25 protein-coding genes are annotated in these 22,687 nt (G+C 30.9%); all 25 read right to left on the bottom strand.

Features of this window, described 5'->3' with window-relative positions; translation table 11 throughout:
* Positions 1-4: 4 nt before the first annotated feature.
* The 25 genes from Q0829_RS12025 to Q0829_RS12145 all read right to left on the bottom strand — a co-directional run bounded on the left by Q0829_RS12025 (position 5) and on the right by Q0829_RS12145 (position 22,685).
* Positions 5-685 (bottom strand): carboxypeptidase-like regulatory domain-containing protein, encoded by a 681-nt coding sequence (locus Q0829_RS12025; RefSeq protein WP_298543035.1) that lies wholly within the window; start codon positions 683-685, stop codon positions 5-7.
* A gap of 203 nt (positions 686-888) precedes the next feature.
* Positions 889-1,416 carry a DUF4269 domain-containing protein gene (locus Q0829_RS12030; RefSeq protein ID WP_298543037.1) on the bottom strand — a complete coding sequence of 176 codons (528 nt, stop codon included), beginning with the start codon at positions 1,414-1,416 and terminating at the stop codon, positions 889-891.
* A 120-nt stretch (positions 1,417-1,536) separates the two neighbouring features.
* On the bottom strand, positions 1,537-2,763 hold the full coding sequence (locus Q0829_RS12035) for a carboxypeptidase-like regulatory domain-containing protein (RefSeq protein WP_298543039.1): 1,227 nt from the start codon (positions 2,761-2,763) through the stop codon (positions 1,537-1,539).
* A 153-nt stretch (positions 2,764-2,916) separates the two neighbouring features.
* Positions 2,917-3,444, bottom strand: coding sequence for a GNAT family N-acetyltransferase (locus tag Q0829_RS12040; protein ID WP_298543042.1), 528 nt, complete (start codon positions 3,442-3,444; stop codon positions 2,917-2,919).
* 189 nt (positions 3,445-3,633) lie between these two features.
* Positions 3,634-4,320, bottom strand: coding sequence for a DUF4253 domain-containing protein (locus Q0829_RS12045; RefSeq protein WP_298543045.1), 687 nt, complete (start codon positions 4,318-4,320; stop codon positions 3,634-3,636).
* Positions 4,292-5,101: a CPBP family intramembrane glutamic endopeptidase gene (locus Q0829_RS12050; protein ID WP_298543047.1), complete on the bottom strand. Its 810-nt coding sequence runs from the start codon at positions 5,099-5,101 to the stop codon at positions 4,292-4,294. The genes Q0829_RS12045 and Q0829_RS12050 overlap by 29 nt, the downstream gene beginning before the upstream one ends.
* A 255-nt stretch (positions 5,102-5,356) precedes the next feature.
* On the bottom strand, positions 5,357-7,576 hold the full coding sequence (locus Q0829_RS12055) for a T9SS type A sorting domain-containing protein (RefSeq protein ID WP_298543050.1): 2,220 nt from the start codon (positions 7,574-7,576) through the stop codon (positions 5,357-5,359).
* Positions 7,577-7,826: 250 nt separating this feature from the next.
* Positions 7,827-8,729 (bottom strand): hypothetical protein, encoded by a 903-nt coding sequence (locus tag Q0829_RS12060; RefSeq protein ID WP_298543052.1) that lies wholly within the window; start codon positions 8,727-8,729, stop codon positions 7,827-7,829.
* A gap of 136 nt (positions 8,730-8,865) precedes the next feature.
* Positions 8,866-9,639 (bottom strand): GDSL-type esterase/lipase family protein, encoded by a 774-nt coding sequence (locus Q0829_RS12065; protein ID WP_298543054.1) that lies wholly within the window; start codon positions 9,637-9,639, stop codon positions 8,866-8,868.
* Positions 9,640-9,748: 109 nt separating this feature from the next.
* The gene (locus Q0829_RS12070; protein WP_298543057.1) at positions 9,749-10,879 is read right to left on the bottom strand and encodes a helix-turn-helix domain-containing protein; all 1,131 of its coding nucleotides are present in this window, start codon (positions 10,877-10,879) and stop codon (positions 9,749-9,751) included.
* A 356-nt stretch (positions 10,880-11,235) separates the two neighbouring features.
* Positions 11,236-12,078 (bottom strand): hypothetical protein, encoded by an 843-nt coding sequence (locus tag Q0829_RS12075; RefSeq protein WP_298543060.1) that lies wholly within the window; start codon positions 12,076-12,078, stop codon positions 11,236-11,238.
* 197 nt (positions 12,079-12,275) lie between these two features.
* Positions 12,276-12,680, bottom strand: coding sequence for a hypothetical protein (locus Q0829_RS12080; RefSeq protein WP_298543062.1), 405 nt, complete (start codon positions 12,678-12,680; stop codon positions 12,276-12,278).
* Positions 12,681-12,930: 250 nt separating this feature from the next.
* Positions 12,931-13,560, bottom strand: a complete 630-nt coding sequence (locus tag Q0829_RS12085) for a GyrI-like domain-containing protein (RefSeq protein ID WP_298543065.1) — start codon at positions 13,558-13,560, stop codon at positions 12,931-12,933.
* Between the two features lie 61 nt (positions 13,561-13,621).
* Positions 13,622-14,308, bottom strand: coding sequence for a YafY family protein (locus tag Q0829_RS12090; protein ID WP_298543068.1), 687 nt, complete (start codon positions 14,306-14,308; stop codon positions 13,622-13,624).
* A gap of 209 nt (positions 14,309-14,517) precedes the next feature.
* Positions 14,518-15,024, bottom strand: coding sequence for an SRPBCC family protein (locus Q0829_RS12095; protein ID WP_298543071.1), 507 nt, complete (start codon positions 15,022-15,024; stop codon positions 14,518-14,520).
* 28 nt (positions 15,025-15,052) lie between these two features.
* Positions 15,053-15,481, bottom strand: coding sequence for an ester cyclase (locus tag Q0829_RS12100; protein ID WP_298543074.1), 429 nt, complete (start codon positions 15,479-15,481; stop codon positions 15,053-15,055).
* A gap of 99 nt (positions 15,482-15,580) precedes the next feature.
* Positions 15,581-16,483 carry an AraC family transcriptional regulator gene (locus Q0829_RS12105; protein ID WP_298543077.1) on the bottom strand — a complete coding sequence of 301 codons (903 nt, stop codon included), beginning with the start codon at positions 16,481-16,483 and terminating at the stop codon, positions 15,581-15,583.
* A gap of 448 nt (positions 16,484-16,931) precedes the next feature.
* Positions 16,932-17,135, bottom strand: coding sequence for a hypothetical protein (locus tag Q0829_RS12110; RefSeq protein WP_298543079.1), 204 nt, complete (start codon positions 17,133-17,135; stop codon positions 16,932-16,934).
* 59 nt (positions 17,136-17,194) lie between these two features.
* Entirely contained in the window at positions 17,195-17,869 is a 675-nt protein-coding gene (locus Q0829_RS12115) for a ZIP family metal transporter (RefSeq protein ID WP_298543081.1), read from the bottom strand.
* Between the two features lie 46 nt (positions 17,870-17,915).
* The gene (locus Q0829_RS12120; protein ID WP_298543084.1) at positions 17,916-18,338 is read right to left on the bottom strand and encodes a nuclear transport factor 2 family protein; all 423 of its coding nucleotides are present in this window, start codon (positions 18,336-18,338) and stop codon (positions 17,916-17,918) included.
* 36 nt (positions 18,339-18,374) lie between these two features.
* Positions 18,375-19,454: an alcohol dehydrogenase catalytic domain-containing protein gene (locus tag Q0829_RS12125; RefSeq protein WP_298543087.1), complete on the bottom strand. Its 1,080-nt coding sequence runs from the start codon at positions 19,452-19,454 to the stop codon at positions 18,375-18,377.
* 213 nt (positions 19,455-19,667) lie between these two features.
* The gene (locus tag Q0829_RS12130) at positions 19,668-20,243 is read right to left on the bottom strand and encodes a Crp/Fnr family transcriptional regulator (RefSeq protein WP_298543090.1); all 576 of its coding nucleotides are present in this window, start codon (positions 20,241-20,243) and stop codon (positions 19,668-19,670) included.
* Between the two features lie 330 nt (positions 20,244-20,573).
* A complete protein-coding gene (locus Q0829_RS12135) occupies positions 20,574-21,062 on the bottom strand; it encodes an SgcJ/EcaC family oxidoreductase (protein WP_298543093.1) in 489 nt (162 codons plus the stop codon).
* A 188-nt stretch (positions 21,063-21,250) separates the two neighbouring features.
* Positions 21,251-21,763: a Clp protease N-terminal domain-containing protein gene (locus Q0829_RS12140; protein WP_298543095.1), complete on the bottom strand. Its 513-nt coding sequence runs from the start codon at positions 21,761-21,763 to the stop codon at positions 21,251-21,253.
* A gap of 154 nt (positions 21,764-21,917) precedes the next feature.
* The gene (locus tag Q0829_RS12145; RefSeq protein WP_298543098.1) at positions 21,918-22,685 is read right to left on the bottom strand and encodes a class I SAM-dependent methyltransferase; all 768 of its coding nucleotides are present in this window, start codon (positions 22,683-22,685) and stop codon (positions 21,918-21,920) included.
* Positions 22,686-22,687: the final 2 nt, after the last annotated feature.

The following is a 22,687-nucleotide window of genomic DNA, read 5'->3' on the forward strand; positions in this document are numbered from 1 at the left end:
TTGATTAGTTCTTTTTTGAGCTATATACTTTTTTTACAGCTACTTTTCCCATTAATACGCAACCAGATGTTTTTAGGTTTACATTTAAGGCGATAGCATTGACAGAATTTCTGTCTTTTATCACTATTTTTTTAGAAGTGAAACCTATATAACTGAATATTAAAACGTCACCTTCTTTAAGCTGTACTGGAAATTCAAAATTACCATCAAAATCCGTAGATGTTCCTACTGTCGTACCTTCTAAAATTATATTAGCACCCGGCAACGGAATACCATTTTCAGAAACCATACCTTTTACAGTGATGTCATTTTCATTAACAATGTTCTGAAATTTTGAAGGGTTCTTATCCGTAGTTCTTATTTGACTTTTTATGTTTTGTGCCTGTGTTTTGGTAAAAGAAAATAAGGTTATAAATGCAAAGGCAATTCCACTAATAAAACTAATGCTCTTTCTTTTTGGCGCAGTATGTGTATAGGTTGTTAATTGATTACTGCTAAATCTTCCGCAGGTATTTTTAATAGTATTTGTTTCGAAATAATGTACAATCTCTTGCGAATTCATTGTAGAGAAATCGATCACTTCTTTTGTACAAGAATTACAAAAACCGCCTTTTTCTGTTGGCGAAAAGTTTTTGAAATTCTCATTGCAAGGACTTTTGATGTTTAAGCTAAATTGATTATTCATAGTATTATTCTTTATAGTTAATACTTCAAACCTACACTTACCATAGGTTCTATGAAATGTAGAATTAGTGAACACCTCTTTTTGATACGTAAAGTGTTCTTTTTGGTGAGTAAGAAAACATCAGAACAATAAAATAGTGACTTATACTGAGATAATGAAAAGTCTTTATCTGCTTCTTAAAGTAACAAGATTAAACTTGTTTATTATATTTTATATTTTAAAAGTTCTTCATATGGATCCCCAATTAAACCTAATAGCTTAGCAAAAGCAGGTTCTGTTTTTAGTCCTTGTTTTTTTAGTTTTAGTATTTCTTCTTTGAATTTTGATCCTTTTGCATTTAGAATTTCATACTCTTTGATCATATGTCTATATGCATACTGTTTTTGAGTCGGCCGATCTTGCCCAAAAATTTCTATCATATACTTTTCTGATTGAAATTTAGCAATAACAGATATGAGACCGTTCCAAAAACCGGTTCTAATCTCAAAATTATTTTGGTCAGAATATAACTTGATTAAAGTAGTATAGAATTCTTGATGATTAGGACAATGACAGATAATATCCAAATCACTTTTTGGTATATCAATCTCAATTGGTATCGTTCCGGTAAGTATAGGTGTATATGTTTTTAGCGTATCAAAAATTTCGAGTTCAGACAATTGTATATAGGCTAGTCGCTGTCTTTTGTTTCCAGTTTTCAGGTATTCGATATTAGTGAAATCCTTGATCAATGGTTATTAATTTTTGATGATATTGCTCACAGTTAATATTCAAAATGTTATATGTAAAAAAGCTTATTTTATTTATTAAATATGAGAGTTTTTTTGCCAGCTATGTGTTTATTAGTTTAGTCAATCAACATTTTCTTTTAAGTATTGTTCTATTTTACTCATCACTTTCGTTTTTTCAGGTGCATTGTAATTTGACCAAAATAAAGAATTATAAGGTTTTGCTTGATTTTCAATACTTACTCCAATTTGCATATTTTCTTCAAAAGGATAATGTTCAATGTCCTCAGATACTATTTTGTTAATGAAAAGTTCTTTTTTGGGATTCTTAGTAAATAAAAGCTTAGAAGGTTTTTTAGTATCATATATTTCCCAAGTATCTTCTTCTTTTTGATACTTCAAATACATTTTTCCATTAAATTCTTGATATTCAAAAACAACATTATAATATACTATCTGCTGTCCGTTTGATAATCGTCTTTTCCAAGATTTTCCTTTATTTGTTGATCTAGTAAGCTCCATTTTTACGAAAGCAAAAGATGCTGTATCTATAAATAATATCGCCCTTTGAAAAGGTGGATCAGTTGCGATAATTTTATAAACGTATTTGTTATTGTAAAGTAATACATCTTCTAATTCATATTTCCATCCTTTTTTACTTTTAATAGGTCCATAATCAAATCTAATAAAGTCATCTTCTATTAAATCAATAATTGAGTTTTTTCTATCCCATTTTTCATTCCAGGGATTTTTTTTAGCAATGTAATTACTCTTTACTTCAATTAGTTCTACTTTAGGTTCTTTATCAATGTTGTATGCTTCATTATAAAACCTTGCTGCACACTCTAGATATTCTACATATTTGTCATCTTCATTTTGTATATCTCGAATAAAGCCTTCGGATATATATGGTTTTGTAGGGTAGTTATTTTCAATCTCTAGATATGCTTTTTTGACAATTTCCTTTGCTGTTAGTTTCTTTTTTTTGGTTGCTATGATTGTAACTTCACTTAATTCATCAATTTTAGAACTAAGAAATATTTTCTGGTTAGGAGCAAAATTATCAACATCGATTTGGACTGATTCATACCCTATACTCGATATTACTAGGGTGTTTGTGCCTTCAATTGATGTGAAGTGAAAGGTGAAATTTCCTTCTTCATTTGAGGTTGTTCCGATTGTTTGCCCTTTAAGATAGATTGAGGCGAATACTATAGGCGCTTTGGTTTCTTTATCTAGTAATTGACCCGAAATTCGTTTATTATTGTTTTGCGCAGTGATTGCTAGAGAAAAAAACAATAAGATAAAAGTATATATATAGGTTCTGTGCATATCTTCTAGACGAATCAATTATAATTTTGATACAATTTTAAAAATAATTCTAATATTGCGTTGAATAATAAGGTTTTCTTATCGTTTGAATTTCTATAATGTTAGCTAGTGGTTTGTGTATGAAACATTGCTTGTAAAAAGACACAATTTTTTTGGTCAATATATATAGTTTTATTTTTTGCTATAATTTTTTCTTTCTAATTTATACCAAATTGCCTCTTGTATCACTTCGTCATAAGGAGCTTGCTTATCATATATCATTCCTACTTTTTCCATTACTCTAATTGAGGCTTTGTTTTCTGGCAATGCAATCGCTATTATTAAATCAAGATTAAGTACGCTAAATCCGTGATCAATAATCGCTTTAGAAGCCTCGGTTGCAAAGCCCATACTCCAGTATTTTTTTTTGAACCTATACCCAAGATCCACTTTATCAAACTCTGGTAAATATGTTAGTCCTGCCCAGCCTACGAACTCATTTGTTGTTTTTTGGATTACTGCTAACCTTCCAAATCCATACTTTTTATAGTCATTAAGTCTTACCTCTATCGCTTGTTCTATTGTTTTCATTGATTCAACAATGGGTTCTCCTGTCCATTTTTGCACGATTGGATCCGAGTGTAATTGAAACAATTCTTCTTTATCATCAAGAGTAATTTCTCTTAATACTAATCTTTTGGTTTCGATTAAGGTTTTCATTTTAATGTATAGTTATGCGAAGTACTAGAATAAAAAATCACTAGTTTTCTGATTACCACTCAGCCAAAGTTTATATTTTATTTTTACATAGTAAACTTAATACTTTGACGATAAACCAAATATATAATACTCTTTAGGTTAAACCTAAAACTCGTATTATGTAATAAGTATTTTTTTTGTGTTTGTTTTTTAATCCCACCACAAAAATAATCGTTTTTCTTCTTTAAGTATTCTCTCAAGTTCACTTATTTCTCCAACCCCTTGGTCCACAGCATCTGGGCAAAAATCATAGACTTCTTTAGCGAATAAAGAAATATCCTTAATGTCTTTATTAAAAGTTAGGTCAACCCAATCGTAGTCTGCGCCTAATATTTCAATTCCATAAATTTTATCCCAATCTTTAAGTTTTTTTATAACATCTTCATTTTCTATATCAAAATTGATTCCGTCCGTTTTCTGAATTTTAAGAATGTCAAATTTATCAGTTGATTTAATAATCGAAATTGTTGAAGGAGTTTTATAACCACTTTCTGATAAAAAAATTAGATATCCTTTTTCTTTTAATTTATTCTTGTTTTTTAATATTATTCCATTCGATTCGTTTTCCATCACTTTAAATGAAATTCCATTTACCTTTTCTATTCCAGTTTTTTGTTGTTCTCCATTTTTGTCAATGATGTAGCCCGGCTCGGATACTTCTAATTGAGTAATCTCCTCATTTATTGTTTTTTTTATGTCTGATAAAACTTCTTTGTCAAACCCAATACTTTTAAATAGTAGCAATTCGGATTCTGAGAAATTTGGGGTGCTCTGTCTACAACTAACTAAAAATAGTAATAATAGGATGCTATTTATTTGTTGATTCATCTTTTTCATTGCCAGATTTTTGAGGTAAAAGTGTCTGCTTGTTTACCTTCAGTTTTATTCCTTTTCTTTTTTTATAGAGTATTGTTAGTATAATTACCAATGCTACAGTTAAAAACCGAAATATATTTGAATAAATTCCGCCAAGTGCATTGTCACTAACGGAAAACAATTCCCAAGCTAAGTTCATCAACATATGCAGGAATACAGGTACCCAAATATTGAAATTCCATTCTGCATATACCCAAGCAAATAGGATACCACCCAGAAAGGTAATCAAGAATATTCCCAGTAATTCATTGAGTTCAGTACTTTGATATAAATGTAACGAACCAAAGTAAAGTGCTCCTATTAAAACGGAAAGTATAAACCCGAGTTGTGTCTTTTTAAATGGTAATCCGAATAAAAACCCTCTGAAATATAGTTCTTCAAAAAAACCAGCAGAAATTACTCCAATCAAAATTGTATTTGTAGAAATGTCTACGTTAAAATCGAAGACTATACTAAAACCAATGTACATTGGTAAGGTGCAAATTATAGCAAACAAAAGCCCTTTGAAGATTGACTTGTCAAGTCCTAGATTTTGAAAAAAAGCAGATTTACTCCCTATTAATAAAGCCCCTATAAATAAAGGAGTTCCAGTAATCGAATATGCTATTATATGACTAATTCCAAGTTGACTAGTCTGTTCGAGGAACCAATTTCTAATAGCTTTGAAAAACAGATCATCGAGAACAAAATATAGCCCGAATGATATTGCGATAATTAGGATGGCTTTGGTTGATTTACTCATTAATAAAATAAAATTGCGTTACTATATTAATAGACGCATTTTTTTAAGACATGGTTGCCTAAGGACTTGCTCGATGTTTTTTTACATTACACACGAGGTTAAGTGTATGGTGTTGTAGCTGCGTAAAATGATACCTTGCTATCTAAGTTTTCTGCGCAGATTTCATAACTTTTTTATTATAAAATCTTAGCGTCATAATAAATTTACAAGAACCTTTGGGTTATCTCTTAACCGCTATGACATTGTTAGATACAGTTATTTCTTTATAATCTTTTTTGTTATCCTCTTTTCATCCAAAAGAATACTTAGGAAGTATATTCCATTAGTGAAATTATCGAATTCTATTATTGGTTCAAAGCTTTTAAATTGTTTTATGGTTTGGCCTACTACATTCATTATCGACATAGTAACATTTTCTTTATTTATTGAACCTATATCAATGTGTAAAGTATTATCTATTGGATTTGGATATACATTTAAATTTTGATTTAAAGTATGTTCTTCTATGGATAATATTGGTTGCGTAAAATTTAAATCACTTGTATTTACCAATAAAACAAAACCATCAAATGAACCAAAGCTATTACCTGTCATATATCCCTCGGTCATTCCTCCTAAAAACAAATAATCTCCTAGTATTGATGTAAAAGCTCTGTCTTCATGTGGTGTCCCAAACTGTATTCCTGTTAATGGATTAAGATCAGTGTCAAATTTTTGAACAAAAATGTCCCCGCTTTCTTGATTAGTATCTGCATTTGTTCCTATATAATTACCATAGGTATAACCAACAGCGTATAAAACGTCATCTTTGATTTCTAATTTTCTAATGAGGTCTGATTTTGGAGTTCCAAATTGTTTATAAATTGGGTTTGTTAATTGTGGTGAAAATTTTATAAGATATGCGTCCCCCTCGCCATTTGGTGCTGAACCCAAATTACCAGTCGTGAAACCTGCTACATAAATATTACCGTTATTATCAACTACATTATCTAAAACCCAATCCGCTCTCGCACCTTGTGAAGATATTGTTACAGAGTGTGGACGGCTTGGGTTACTTGTATTTAAATTTTCATAAACGGAAACAAATGCATCTGCACCCATGTTAGAAAAATACCAACCACCAGCGATCAGTCTTCCATTGCCAGGTGTTGTTCCAGGAACATAAGTCAATCCACCCCAAGCTTCTGCCGATGAAATAAAATTTGTGGTATTGGGCGGGTTAAGTTCTCTCCAAATATTAGATAAATTTGCCTTACTATGCTTTGCTACTAAATACACATCGTCAAAACCTGCTGGTCCATCCGGTGAACCTTGTGCTGAAACAAAAATATTTCCATCGTCGTCCTGTGTTATATTTCCATAACCATCAATTCCCGCATTACCCCATTGGTCCATTGCTACAATTTGTCCAGAATTTAAATCCAACTTTAACAATATTCCGTCCCATCTACCAGCATTCGTGAACCCTGGTAAATTGCCAAGTGTTCTACCACAAACGTATAGAAATTGACCATCTGTAATTCCATCTTTTAACATAGATCCTTCGGATAAGGGCAATTCTGTAACCCATTGTTGCACTCCATTACTATTTATTTTTACAATGAATATTTCATTTTCTACATCTGTATCTTCGTCTAAATTCCCATCAGTTGAACCAAACAAATATGAATTGCTAAGTTCATCGACCGTAAATCCGCCAATAACTTCTTTACCATCAGAACCGAACTGTGCAATGCCATTTGGTACAGCAAATGTAGTTTCTATAGGTTGGGCATAGGCAAATTGTATTGGATCTGTTAAACTTAAAATATTGTTCGAATTACAGAGTGGATTGAGATTGTTTGGTGGATTTCCGCTCAAAGGAGATTCAATGGCATCACAAGGAAAAATAAATGCTATAAGATCAATATTATTATCTTTTGTATAAAATAAATACCAACCTTCTGTTTGGCAACCTTCAGCTACGGTACAATAGATTAAGTTGTAGTCTGTAGCTACTCCTTTTAGTTGAATTGCACCAGCCTCAAAATCAAGATGCTGAATTACCAAATAATCATTATCAATTCCATCACTTCCTTTCATGAAAAAAGGAACTTCTATTTCGTGAGTTCCAAGAATAATTCTATCTCTGTTTGCGCTATTGTAAACTTCATTTAGATCAGTATTTGTTACACATCTTATATATTTTACTTTATTAGAACCAGGAAAAGTGTCTGATGGATCCACGGGCATAAAAACATCACCACCACTATTTTCTCCATCCATATAGTCAGTATCTAAAATTGTGAAATCAAGGTCATTGAAAGGTGCTCCAGATGCAAATGTTGGTTGACCTTGAACGAATGGTATTAAATCTTCCGTAGCTCTAGGCATTGGCGGAAACAGTTTGGCAGTATCTTTTAATTCTTGTGTAGTTTGGCTATAACTAAATGTAGTGATGCTAATTGTAAACAGAAATAAGATTAGTTTTTTCATAATTGAAGAGTTTAAAAAACTCTTGGACTAAACTTTACGAAAAAGGTTTAATCTATCGTATTTATATTACGTATTAGTAACAAAACTTAGGAAGATTAATAATGATAGGGTATAGTATTGATTTTTTATAGTCGTTAGTTTACTCCGAAGTACTTAAGTTAATATAATTATCCCATAAGGAATGAATGAACTAAGGGATTTAGGTTAGGGGAGGGGAATTAATGAAAATTGATGATTTCTTTTATGAATTTTATAACCAAGCTGCATCAATACCTATATCTTTTAGTTCGGCTACGATATTTTTTTTAGCATAACACAGTGTTGCTTTTTTAAGGTTCGGGAAGTTTTTAACATCTTCAATACTTTCTATATCCCAATATTCTTCCCAACCTTCTGCAAAACGTAGTAAATTTAAGTATATCTCATTTCCACCATCCTGATATATTTCAGTTATTTCTGGAGCAAGTCTTTTAGGGATAGGTAAATCTCTAAAATATTGTGTTACTTCTTCTATGGGTTCGTAACCTTCTTCTTCAAGATCAATTTCTCTTTTGGAATACCAAATAACGAACTCAAACAAATCAAATTTTGGGGTGATCAACTTTTTATTATACATTAATTCCTGAATGATTGATAGCTTGAATCCGAAATCTGTAAATATGATTTCCTCTTCATTCAATTCTTTAATGATATAGGTGTCTTTTGGAATTTCTTTTATTGTAGAACCTTGATAAGCTTTTATTTCTATTGCATCAATTTCATTTTTATTAGCATCAAACCAAACACTAATATCATTTAATATTAAAGCTCCAGAAGCGTCTCCATCATAGAGTTGTACTCTTTTGTCTCTATTTGTTTTGTAATAAGTGGTAATCTCTTCATTATTGAAATAGAATGTTCCATTAAAAGCTTGTTTAGAGCTAAAATCAAAATTTTCTAGTTTCAATTCTAAGCATATACTTTCTATCACCTTACCATCTTTTGAATACCCCAATATTCCTAACTCATCCCAGGTATAAATGGTGTTATACTTTTTCTTATGAACCCTGTTGGGAACTATTAGTATGTTCTTTAAACTTTCTATAGTAATAGGAAAACTTAATGATACATTGTTAATTCGAAAGTCATTCTGGGATAAATGTATTGTGATCATTTTTCTTTAGCTCAATGAATTATAGGTTATGCTTTATTTTTAGCGGGATGTTATTTTGAAGGTCTTTTCAATAAACCTATTTCTTATCATTTTTAATTGTTTTGTTGTTTTTATAATTGATTACAACGTATTATTCTTATCGCTCCAGTATGCTCTCAAGTAAATTATAATATCTGTTTGCTATGAATATGGCTCCTGCTTCATTATAGTGTACATCATCTGCTAAATGAATATCAGAAAATCCACTAAACATGTCTATTGCAATAACCTGTGATGTAACTGTTGATTGTTCATTTGCAATCGTCAAAACATCTTGTTGAATTTGATTAAAAGCATTTGTGAATTCCGTAGTCATAAAGTTCGAATTACCAGGAGCTGGTTGCTCAATAACAATTGTTACATTTGGATTGTTTGCCTGTAATGTATTAATTATTTCCACAATATTTAATATCATTTGATTATAATCTAAACTTTCTAAGATATCATTTCCACCTGGTGAACTAAACAGAACTATATCGGGTGAACCAGTTTGACTAAGCCAATTATTTAATCCACTTAAAATTTGCCCCGAAGTCCAACCACCTCTACCTTCATGGTCAATATCAAAACCTTCATTATTGAATGTAGGGTAAGATGCTTGATCAGATTGAGTACCTATAAAATCAAAAGTCCAACTATTCTCCTTTAAGTCTTTCCAGAGTTCGTACCTAAAGCTTTCGAATTCTGGTCGCGCTCCCTCAACTCTTGATGCTCCCAAAGGCATTATTTTATTTATAGATAAGCTTGGTGGTTTGGTTTCAGAATCATCATCACTACTACAACTTATTAAAAGAAAGGTTATGAATGTAATTCGTGCTAGCGTACGAATGATATTTAGAACTATTAATTTTTGGGATTTAATTACTGTCATTTTAACGTATTTATTATTTGTTTTTATCGATACAAATAACGTTTTATTATGATTCTAAATTCTATTTCCTAACCATCTATAGGTATAGAATTGTCAGCATTATGACATTTCAGGACGTTTTTAATAGTTTTCGGTAGATGCCTGGTGATTTTTTAGTCACTTTCCTAAATGATTTATAAAACACACTTTTAGATTTAAATCCAGCTTCATAACCTATAGCTTCCAGTGTAAAAATGTCAAAACTTTTATCGTGAAACATTTTAATTATTTGATTCACTCTGTATCCATTAACAAAATCATTGAAATTTGTGTTTAAGTCGGCTTTTAGAATTTCACTTAAGTACCCATCGCTTATTCCTAATTCTTTTGCTACTATACTACGTGTAATGTTAGAGTCCAAGTAATACTTTTCTTTCTCCATAAGCGAAATAAGAGTATCTGTCTTTTTGTTTATTTTGTGAAAAAGACTAGTGTCTTCTTGTTGAGGTTTTAGTTGGGTAGTATTTATTGTGTTATTTTCAGTATCGTTAGATATCGTCAATTTTGAAATTTGCTGTCTTTGTTCGGAAACATTAAGATGATGAACGCCGAAGTAAGTAATTAGAATTAAAAAAATACCAAGAATGGCAAGTAGGTATTCCCAAATTGGGAAATCAAATACGCTGTCAATTACTTCACTAAAAACCCAAACTAGAAGAAAAGATAAGAGAAATAAACTATTTAGCTTTAGCCATTTTTTTTCTTTTCTATATAAAGTATTTGTATTCCTGATTTTAAAATAAGAAAAGCCGATAAGTACAATTGAAAAACATAAGAAAAACATGACTTTAACTTCAATGAGGTACAATAAACTATCTTGATTGTATCCTGATAACCAATCATACATATCAAAATTGAAAAAAAAGTCTATAATTTGAAATGAGCTAAATAAAATAAAAGGTAATCCCAGAAACCATATTTTCTTATTCGAACTTAAAGGGTGTCTTATAGCTTTTAAAGAAAACATTAAAAAAGCAAAAGGAAATAAAAACTCCCAACTTATTAATTCTAAAATTCCATTAGCAGGTACTACGTCTTCAAATTGAGTAATAATTAAAAAAAAGTTAAGTGCTATAATTGCTATTGCAAAATAGTTGTTGACATCTCTTCTAAAAGATTTTGAAATGAATATTAAAACTACCAAGAAGAAGCTTAATGCTAATCCAAGTGCGATTAAAATATCCAAAAATGTCAAATCCATTGTTTTATTTTTGAAATTAAAAAGAAGATTTAATAAGCCTGTGGTAGTTTGATTTGCATATTGATCTGGAGTAGCTATGACCTATATTCATTTTTATAAGTTTTTTAGTTATTCATCCATGTATAATTGCTGAGTTTTTTAAACTAGAATTCTTTTGGAATAAAGAGACGATCACTAATTTTTTCCAATTTCGGCTAGAATATATGATATTATTATAACAAACCAAGATAGCAAGTGTTTTTTTAAGCTTTATTTCTGTTCACAAGTCTTTCGGTTTTGCACTTACCTTTGTTCTATGTTTATATTTTGTTTTATTAGTTAAACCACTATTAATTATAAACTGTGTTGTGTGTTTTTTATTCAAAAATTTCTTTATATCGCTCATAATTAACCCCATTTTTTCCCTTCCAACCACCAAAAGGTAAAACAATATCAGAACGATGAGAGGTTGTTAAATTTTCACTTGCTTTCCAGATTTCTTTCCTTGTTGAGAATTTGTCATACGTTGGTAATATAAAGTCATTCGGTAAAATTCCACATTCTGATAATGTTAATAAAATCCCATATCTTTTGTATTTGTCTGTTTTTGGTAACACCTTGTTTTTTGCTATTCTTTTCTCAAGTTTACCTGGCGTCTCGTTTGGATCAGATTGAGAAATTAAAGCTAATAATTCAATGAGTTTGTCTTTATCTTCTGCCGTAACCTTTGGTTCTTCATACTTCAAAATTTCCTCAAGCTCAATTAAATTATGTATTGGAATTTCATTCCAAGAATGTCCTAAATAATAAGTATAAAGTTGATGAGTTTTGTCTATAGTTCTGTTTTTAGGAAGCCCAGAGATTTCGCAGTTTTCCTTTCCTTCAAATTTATGTTCATATAAATTCTTAATATAAATGAAGCTCATCAACGTTTGCCTTCCTCTTGGAAATTCTCCTGTTAACCCCTTTAAAAACATTGCTTTTGCAAAATCCAATGTCAATTTGGGATTTTCTTTTAGTTTTAGAAGTCTTTGTAAGGAGCTACTATGCTCAAATGTCTCAAAATTATTAGGTGTAAGACCGTTTTCAACTAGTAGTTTTAAATCTTCTTTGGTAACAGAATCAGGAATTTTATGTTCATGTCTGTCTAATTCTGAGTTATAAAATCCATTTTCGTGGTAATAAACCTTTTTTAAGATTCCGATTATTTTCTTATTCATGTCGCTCTAATTAATTGCACATAACGTTTGATACATTTGTCTTAGTAGTACAAAGTGCTATCTTGCTTTTCGATTTTTACGAACATTGATTGCTAACTTTTACTTTTTTTGCAAGTATTATGTACTTATAAATATACAAATACCATTTGATTAAGATGAAACGACTATGGTCACAAAGGATATACTGTTGTGTGTAGTTATTTTTTAATAAGTAATAATACTTTTTTCTTTCCAAATGTAGAATAATAGAGGCTAACTAATAAAAATGGAATTAATAAGTATATAAAGAGAGGTTCATCAATTTTTAGTATAAACTTTGTGATAATATTTATTAATACAAATAATCCCATCCCGTAAGTTGCAATCAAAAAATAGATGTTGAATTTAATTTCAAATTTTTCCAGAATGTCAGATTCTATTAACTGAATCGTTACTTCATATTTTTTGATTTTGGCAATCATTTCTTTTGATTTTTGAGGGGCTTTTAATTCTTTTGTTTTGCCGTTATCAATTTTATAAACTAATTTTTTATCAATAATAAGGTCAAGTTTTTTGGCTCCTAGTAAAAGATTCCATTGTCTACTAATTAATATTTTTTTCATAATTGTTTTAAAACCCTAAAACTAATTAGGTATAAATTTTCTGAATTACAGATAATGTTTATGCACATGGAAAGTAGCTGATTTGGATGAACTAACTTTTTATTTTTTAAATGAGTATAAATTTATAAATTTCATTTCGAGAAAGTCCTAAAGCCGCCATTTTTTATATGAGTTGTTGTGCGTTCGTACTTTTTGTGTTGACCTAAAATTAGGAAGGGTTTAATACTTATCTTTTTTTGTCTTTGTTTATTTAATGTTCTAATTGAAAGCGTAAAACCGTCTTTAATTTGTTCTCAGGTACTTTTCTGAAATCAGTTAAATAAATTTCTCGATGAATTTTAGATTGACGGATCAAATTTTGATTTTTTGCATAACCTTCCATTATTCCGAAAGTTTCAGGTTCATTATCATAACTTCCAATGTGCATCATCTGAATACACTTCCCTTCTGTTATTTTCTCAAATCTCATATTTTCTAGAAGTCTATGTGGTTTTTTCTTTTTGGTAAATTCAAGCATTTCATAGAAAAAGGTGTCGTTTATAAAATTCGGTTGTCTAATCATTAAATCAAAAACTAAATCGTCCTTATTAACTTTTCCATTAAAATTTTCTTTGGCTTTTTCTGTAATGTCCCAAACACCTTCCAATGGATAAACTGTCCAATCATTATAATTTATAGGTTTATCTTTTAGTGTTTTGATGTTCATTTTTATAGCATAGGCTACACTATATAATACACCTATACATTCGGCAAAAAAATCGCTATTTGGGTTTCCTTCCCCGCTCAATGTTATAAAATGATATTCAGGAATATCTATTAGTTCAGGTTTCTCTTTTGGTAGATAAGTTGTTTTTTCTTTTTTTCTCCATTCATGTTTCATAATGTTCAATGTTTAAATTATTAAACAAATTTAAATTGGAAGACTGACAGCCCTATGTCAACTATGATTGATATTTTTTTTGGAAATATTGAGTTAAGTCAAAATCTGTTTGATTTGAAACCAAATCCTCTATTAATTTTTTGGTTATAATTCTATCTAATCTAAACTCTCTTACATCATTTCTTAATGAACAAAATGCAATAACTACCCAAGCATTACTTGTAAAATATGTTGCTAAAGGTTTTATTTTCCGAGTAGTTATATTCTCTTGATTTACTGCACGATAAGAAATTTCTAATGTTTGATTATTTAAAATAGCTTTTTGAATTATTGAAAGAGAATTACTTTTTAAAGGTTCTTTTAAATAAGATGGTGATATTCTTTTTTCTAATAATTCAATATTATCTTTTTGCGATGTTCGAAGTATTGCTTTAATTTTAAAAAGTAAAGAAGAAAAATCTTTTTTTAGGGAAGAATCTCCTTGGTTTTCTATAAATTTTTCTGAAATGATTAACGCATTCGCTTCTTCTTCAGTAATCATAATTGGTGGTAAAGAAAACCCTTCTACCAAAAAATATCCTTTTCCATTTTCTGAACCAATTGGTATTCCGGCATCTTGAAGTGTTTTAATATCTCTGTAAACCGTTCGTACACTTATTTCAAATCGTTCGGCAATATCTTTAGCAATAATTACTTTTTTTGATTGTAATTGAATTAAAATTGATGTTATTCTGGTTAATCTATTCACTGTTTTTAATTGAATGACGTTGTTTCTGGGTATGACGCACAATGTCTAATATATGAAAAGTAGCGGATTTTGAAACGTTTAGTATTTGGATTCACACAGAATTTAAATATTGAATAGCGATTTCAATTTAGCACTGAAACCGCTATTATTTTTATACACTGTTAGCTGCTGTTCTTCATTTTGAAATTCCATCAAAGATATTTCTTCAGCTATCTTGCAAAAACATCCTTATCCAGAGCCTCTTTGGTGTCATTCAAATAAGACTTCATCCAAGCAACCCAAACGTTTTCCACAAAATCTTGCAATTGAGGCAATACTCCTTCAGATTTAGCTCTGAAATTATAATACCACTTTATTTCAGTTCTAGGTCCAACAGGTCTGAACAAAAATTGAGCTACAGCCAAGTCTACCATATCTTTTAATTCAGCGGTAAAATCTGTAAGCTGATAGTCAAAAAGATATGGACGTTGAATAAAATTAATTTCTTCTCTCGCTTTGTCCTCGCCAAAATGCACCCAGCGATACGCTCCTTTTTGACCCCAAGGCCCTTGCTGAATTTCATAACCTGTTACTTCTGGTACTCCTTTCAAGAACTTAGTGATTACATCTTCTGCTACTGTGAAATCAAATACGGTTTCTACATTATTTTCAACTGTTGCACTTACTGCTGCGGTTACCAACAAGTTTGTTCCTTTTTCTACTAATAAATGGCTCATAAGATTCTTTTTATAATTGTTTTTTCTTCTATTCTTTGATAACTCCTAATTGTTTCATTAATCCTAAATCATCAGTTAAACCCCAACGCTCAATCAGCTTTCCATCTTTGATTCTATAAAGGTGGAACACCTCAAAGGCAACTTCTTTTCCGGTAGGTGGATTTCCCATTATCTCGCCATTATTTGTTCCTGAAATGGTATCTCTTGCCATAACATAATCTGCCTCAGCAATAACGTGATGATAGTCTGCTCTTACGTTAGGGAAAATCTCGAAAAATTTTCCGTATAATTCTCTGAATACATCTGGTCCTTTTCTCGCTTCAAGCGGAAATACCTCTTGATGGTTTACAAAATCTGGATGCAGCACTTCCTCAAGAATATCTAGATTTCTTTTGTTGAAAGCTTCATCAATTAATCGCTTTAAAATTTGCTTGTTGTTTTCTACTGTAGTTTCCATCTGTACTTGTTTTTAATTATTGTTAAATGATTACAGTACAAATGTAAAATGGAAGCTTGCCCAATTTTTGGGCGGTATCTAAGGATGATTGTGCAATTTCTAAGTATTTCTGAATTGCGAGGGGGAAACGCCTGTTTCGTTCTTAAAAAAACGGCTAAAACTATTAATATCAGAGAACCCTAAACTATATGCTATTTCTGTTATAGATGCATTGGACTTGAGTAGATTTGCTTTAGCTTCAGTAATAATTTTAGTATTTATCCATTGTTTAACAGTCTTGCCGGTTTCGTTTTTGATGATACTGCTAAAGTAATTGGGATGAATATGAAGTCTATCTGCAAATTCCTGAACGTTCCAGATATGGATTTCCTTTTTGTTGAGGATATCTAGAAAATGAGTATTAAGCAAACTGGTAAACTCTTGAACGATTTCTGCTGGTCGATTTTTAAGTTCTACTCTTGCCTTATGGGTTCTAAGCAGTGATTTGGTTTTATAAAGAATTGTTATTAATTGACTCGCTAAAATTTCTTTTTTGAGAGCGTTCGTTCTCTTGTAATCTAAAAGTAAAATTTCAAAAATGTTTTTTAACTCTTTAAAGAAGTCTTTAGGAAGGTACATTACAGGTATACTTTCCTTTAGCAAAAATAAAAACTCTTCTGCCACCGGTTTGGAAACATAAGGTTTTAGAAAATCCAATGTAAATGTTGTAATGTACCCTTGCCACTTTTTGTCTATTGCGAACGACTTTAAGTGTCCCGGATTTGTGAAATAAAAGGAATTCTCTCTGATAGGAAACCAGTTGTCATCGATGGTATAATAACCAGCACCTTCTTCAATGAGTAAAAATGCAAAGTAATTGGTTCTGAAGAGCGGTGACTTTTGTAAAATTTCGTTTTGTAAAATTTCCAGAGAATGAACTGTAAAATCTATTTCTTGAGATATGTTTATCCCAAAATGCTCAAAGTATTCAGAAATGGAATTATATGTGACAATTTCGTTCAATAGATTTTTTTTTCAGAATTGCAGCTAACATCTAATATATGAAAAGTAGGAGATTTTGGAGCACAAAACTTTCGGTTAAACACAAAGTTTGATACGAACCCGAACGCTTGAACATAGTATTTTTTCGCCTATTTTTTATATACATTGTTGTGCATTCGTTTTTTTATACTGGAGGTTAACGTTTTTTTATTTCTGCCTTAACTTTAGTATATCTTTTTATTAGCGATTCATATTTTGCTTTTTTAGCTTTGTTAATTAGTATGTCCAATTCCTTGAGCTGAGCTACTTTTAACGTTTCATCACTTTTCGCTTTAATATGTGGTTTTACACCAACTCCTTCCCAGTCAGTCTTAGTTATAGGGTTAAAACATCTTATAGTTGGAAGCGGAATAAGATAATTATCATTAACTTCTATGAAATCAATTGCGTGAGCCGCTCCAGCAGAAACTTATCCAACTATTTTTGCCTTATTGAAATGCTTCATAGCATATGAAAATTGTTCAGCAAGGAAGAAAGTGTTCTCACTTTTTAAGATGAATACGGGCTTATTTGGATAACGCTCTCCTCCAATTTCTTTAAAAGTAAACTTCGATTCTGTCTCATCAGTTGGTCTATTATAGCTTGATTTCCACAATGTAGATTTAGCATCCATTTCCTTGGAATTGATTTTCAATACTAATTACAAAACTATAAATCTTATTTTGATAATTTTTAGATCAAATTAGCAATGAAAACACCGAAACATATCACTACCAACTTGGATAAATTAAACTTATGATCTTCACCAGTTTCAAACAAAATAGTTGTAGCAATATGTAAAAAAATACCGATCACTATAGCATTAACAAAATCTATATATTCTGTTGCCAAGACCATATTATTAGATATATAGGTACCTAAAGGCGTCATTGTCATAAATATGACCAAGAAACTAATAATTTGTACTTTATTATAACTGGATTGTAATAAAAAGGTAGTTATTAGTGTTGCTATTGGAATTTTATGAATTAATACACCGTATACCATATCATTGTGATGGTGAATGGGAAATCCTTCTAAAAAACTATGAATACAAAGACTTATAAATAGTACCCAGGGAAATTTTTTATCTTCTTTATGTGTTTGTGCATGGCCATGCTCTATACCTTTAGATAAAAATTCTAAAATAATTTGCAATAAGATACCGCACATTATAAAAAGTCCGGTTTGTTTGGCACCTAAATCATGATACACTTCGGGTAATAAATCAAAAAGTGTTAATGCTAATAGAAATGCGCCACTAAATGATAATAAGAGTTTAGTGCCTATTGATTTTTGGTTTTTAGTTACAAAAGCAATAATAACACCAATAACAATGGCAAAAACTGGAAGTAAATACGTATTCATAATTATATTTGTAAAAATTACACCTGGGTCTATTCTTATTTTTCTATTACTTAGTACTCTTCGTTCTTGTAGAATACGTCTTACTAACAATTTTCCACTTCCCATCAATTTTTAGCAGATGCATAAAATCAATATAAGAAAAGGTATCATACTCCAGTTCTAACTGAGCATTGGCTGCATCTCCTGCTATACTTATAGCCATAATACTGGTTTTCGTTTTTACGGGATCATTTGCGTTTACATATTCGCTTAGCGCTTCAATAGCATTCACATCCTCATATTTTTTCTCTATCCATTTCATGGTGGCATTTGGATGGAATGCTTTTTCAAAAGACGTTGAATTGTGCGTAGTCATTCCATCGAGGTAATAATTGATCGTTTTTTCAATCAATTGTAGATCGTTATCTTGAGCTTGTACTTGTGTCATAAAAACTGTGATTAAGATGAATCCGAAAAATATTTTTTTCATGATAAATTATTTATTTTAAATTTCCGATTGGAAATGTTAAGGGCGTAATGCTACTTTAAGCGTTCCTGAAGTACGATCACGCATCAAATCATATCCTTTTTCTGCCTCCGATAGTGGTAAAATATCAGTAAAAATTTTACTAGGATCGATAACACCTCTTTCTACTATAGGAAGTAATTTTTCCATATATGCGGCTACATTTACTACACCGGTATGAATTGTAATATTTCTAAACAAAGCCGATGAATAAGGTTGCTCAACGGGTTCATAAAGATGCCCAAATCCTAGAACACTTATCGATGCTCCAGCCTGAGTCATTTCCATACCTTGTGCAATGGCTGTTTTATTCCCCACAGAATCGATCACAGAATTTGCTCCTCTTCCGTCTGTAAATGATTTCACAAATTCAACAGGATCTATATTTTTAGAATTTACGACATGTGTTGCCCCAATGGTTTTTGCTAGTTCTAGTCGACTATCATGACGTCCTACAAGAATAATTGTAGAAGGACCAAATAATGTAGCAGCCATTACTGCACTAAGACCAACTGCACCATCTCCGATAACCACTACAGTTTCTCCTGTTTTGATATTCGCATTTAGCGCACCGTGATAACCGGTAGCAAAATTATCTCCTAATGGAAGAACTTTTGTGTCGTGCTCATCTCCGGTTAACCCTTCTGGAAGTTTGAATAGTGAAGAATTACCATAGGGAACGCGAATAAATTCGGCTTGACCTCCCTGAATATCATCACCTCCGTGTTGAGCAAATAGGGGAGTCCCGAATAAACCTCCATGGTCACATGCAGAAGGTAAATCTCGTTTACAATAGTAACAATCTCCGTCTACAAACATGGCTGAAGCTATTACGCGATCTCCAACCTTTAAAGAATGTATACCTTTTCCAACTTGGTCTACTATGCCCACAAATTCATGACCTATTCGCATACCTTCATATAAACCCATTTCAGGTCCGTTTTGGGTAAACTCTAAATCTGCACCGCAAACACCTGCAAGTGTAATGCGTACAATAACATCATCATCTTTTAATAATTGTGGTTTTGGTATATCTACGACCTCAATTTTTGCTCGTTCCTTATATACTACTGCTTTCATAATAAATCTTTTAACTTGTTCTTTACTTTGTCTTATTTTAAAAAAAGATTGGGGTTTAGTTTTACAGAATTTATGGTCTCATAAAACTTAAACCAAATCTGTCAATTATTGACATGACAAAGTTGCGTCGTATGTTAAAAAATTAATATGACGTTTGGTAAGAAAAATGCTTGACTTTTATCAAGGAATAAAATTGATATAAATCAATTTTATTTATGAGCGTGAACGAATTCTACTTAATGACTCTGGTGAAATCCCTAAATATGAAGCTAAAACATACTGAGGTACTCTGTTAGCAATTTGGGGATATTTATTAACGTATTCCCAATATCGCTCTTCAGAGGTTTTACTAATATTAGAAATGGTTCTTTTGTAAGAATAGGCCATGGACCTTTCCGTAAATAATCTAAAATATTGGCATAATGGATGTATTCTATTACAAAGTTCTTCAACATCCTCATATTTCATTTGTAAGATAAGAGAGTCTTCAAGAGCTTCAGCATAATATTCCGCAGGAGTTCTATGTATATAACTGTAAAAATCTGTGAAAAACCAATCTTCGATTGCAATAATTACAGTATGTTCTTTTCCTAAGTCATCTAAATAAAAAACTCTAACGGCACCTTCTACAATATAGTTTCGATATTCAGATACAAACCCTGGTTGGACAATAAATTGTCTTTTCTTTACCCTAGTGGTTTTCAATATAGAAGTAAACTCTTCTATTTCACTGTCTGATAATTCAACATATCTGGCTATATGATCCAATATCCCCTTATATTTACTCATTGATTTAGGTTTATTTTGACTCTTGTCAATACTATGTTTTTGTTAAATTTGTTGCGTGTTACAGCAACTAATTTAGCAAATACAAACTTAATATAAAGTCCTTGAAGATTTTCATTTGTAGTTAGAACTAAGAATTGATTTTATAAGTTGGTTCAACTAAATTTTTATAACAAAAGAATAATATCCATAAAATTAAAATCAGGCCAAGTTTTTTATTTCAGTTCTGATTGTTTTTAAATATCCTACAACGGTCTCGGCTATGATTTATAAATTAAACATTGATTTAGTCTTTTGCTATAATGAATTATAGCCATTTTTGGTGAGTCGTTTTTATTTTTTTTCCTGTGATTGACTAATCATATGGTCAGTTATTTTCCATTCATTATTTATTTTTTGATAAACTCGTAAGTGGTGAATGTATCGATCATTCATAAGAGTACCATCACTCCATTTCTGGCCTGTTCTTATATTTGTTGAGCGCAATAAAGCAATGTCATCGGTTAGAAATTGTACATCGTCATTTTGATAATTGTCAGTGCCCTCCATAACGAAGTCCATTGCAAAAATTTCTTTAAGTAATTCTCTTAACTCGGACTTCGATTTCATTCTATCGCCAAAGGCATTGGTCCAATCTGTATCTTCAGAGTAGTCCGAAATCGCTAGTTCAACATCTTTTTTATCCCATCCTTCATTCCAGTTATCAATCGTACGAATTATTCTTTCTGATTCTATACCTTTATCTATTTTCACTTCTTCTTTGTTCGAATTACATCCTAGTGCAAATCCGATTAATAAGACTATCAAAATTTGTTTTTTCATATCAAAGGGTTTAAATGCTCGCGAACGCCAAATATATGAATCGGAGCAAGGCAAGGAAGCCTATACCAATTGATCTATCTGCCTGCGCATTTTTATTTCTTGTTAATTTATAAAAATCTAGCGCCATTGCAAAAAGGAAATGACCTTTCGTGCTAGCACTAAACTTTGCTCTGATTTTATATATGATTTTAGGCAACGTTCTTTATAAAGCTATTAATCAATTTTGGGATTCCAATTTTCACAGTCAGTGATTTTTTTCCAAAATACTCAAATATTTTTTTCGCCTTCAGTTTTTTGATTTTTTCACATTCGAATTTAAATTCAGAGTAATCCATTCCAACTGAAATTAAATATTTGCCGGCATCACTATTTTTATCAGGTAACATAGCAAAAATTATATGTTCAGGTTTAACTTCTGATTCTCCATATGTCCAAGAATAATATTTAGCATTTTTAAGAGTAGTTTCCAATTCTTTGGTCAAATAATATTTTTCTGCTACTTCATCATTTTTCTCTTTAATAATAGAGCCCGAAAGATGTTTAAATTTCCATTCTTTATTTTTGAAAATGCTATGAGGTAAATTCTCCGATTTCAGCATTGCTAGTAGAAAGTGATATGAAGAAATATAATTCCATCCAGATTCAATAGCTATTTTTCTGCTATTCTTTACTATTTCATCTAATTCCTTATTGAATTTCATTATTTTCACAATGTTGCTAAAGGTTTTGTATATAGCTCGTCACTGGGAGATCGGCTATGATTTTCCGCCGTAACCGAAAGATAGCAAATTGCAATGAATTCCGATTAAAGAATTTATTATCAATGAGCTATAAACGGTGTTGTTGGGAGTTACTTTATTTCTTACAGACAAATATTTGTTTTTCCGAACTATTATTGAATTCCTCTTCTTTAAAATCACCGAACTTATGAATAATTGTAAAACCATTCCGTTCCAAATATGAGTCTAATTCTTGAGGAAAATACAATCTCATATCTAACTTTTGAATTGAATCAAACTTGTCATTTATATAGTAATGCCATTCAATACGATTAATTTGGCTTTTGTTTTCATAGCGCATTTTCTGCTTTATTGAAACTTTTCTTCCATCTTTGGTTACATATTCAGCAATTTCTTTTTGTTCTTTTTCTCCATCTACGATGTATTGAATACTTGGATTATAGCAATCCAATAAAAACAATCCATTTTCTTTAAGATGATTCTTTACAACATTAAAAGCTCGGAATATATCTTCGTTTTTATATAAATGATGAATTGAGTTGAACGGAATAAAAATCAAATCATATTTTTCAGGTAAATCTAAAGTTCTAATATCCGCTTGAATAAAATCAATTTCTAAACCAGTTTCTAAGGCTTTTGCTTTTGCTTGTTTCAGCATTGAAGATGTGATATCAACTCCGCTAATGTTATATCCTTCCTTTGCAATTGGAATTGTAAGTCTGCCAGTTCCGCAACAAAGTTCAAGTATGCGAGCATCTTTGTTTTTTGGTAACCACTTCAGGTAAAACTCCAAATCGGTTAGGTCAGTATTCATCCCGTCGTAAACATTCGCGTCATAAATCAAATCGCCTACTTTATATTCACTTTGTATTTTGTTCTTCAATT

Source organism: uncultured Aquimarina sp. (assembly GCF_947492405.1).
In the GTDB taxonomy this organism is placed as follows: Bacteria; Bacteroidota; Bacteroidia; order Flavobacteriales; family Flavobacteriaceae; genus Aquimarina.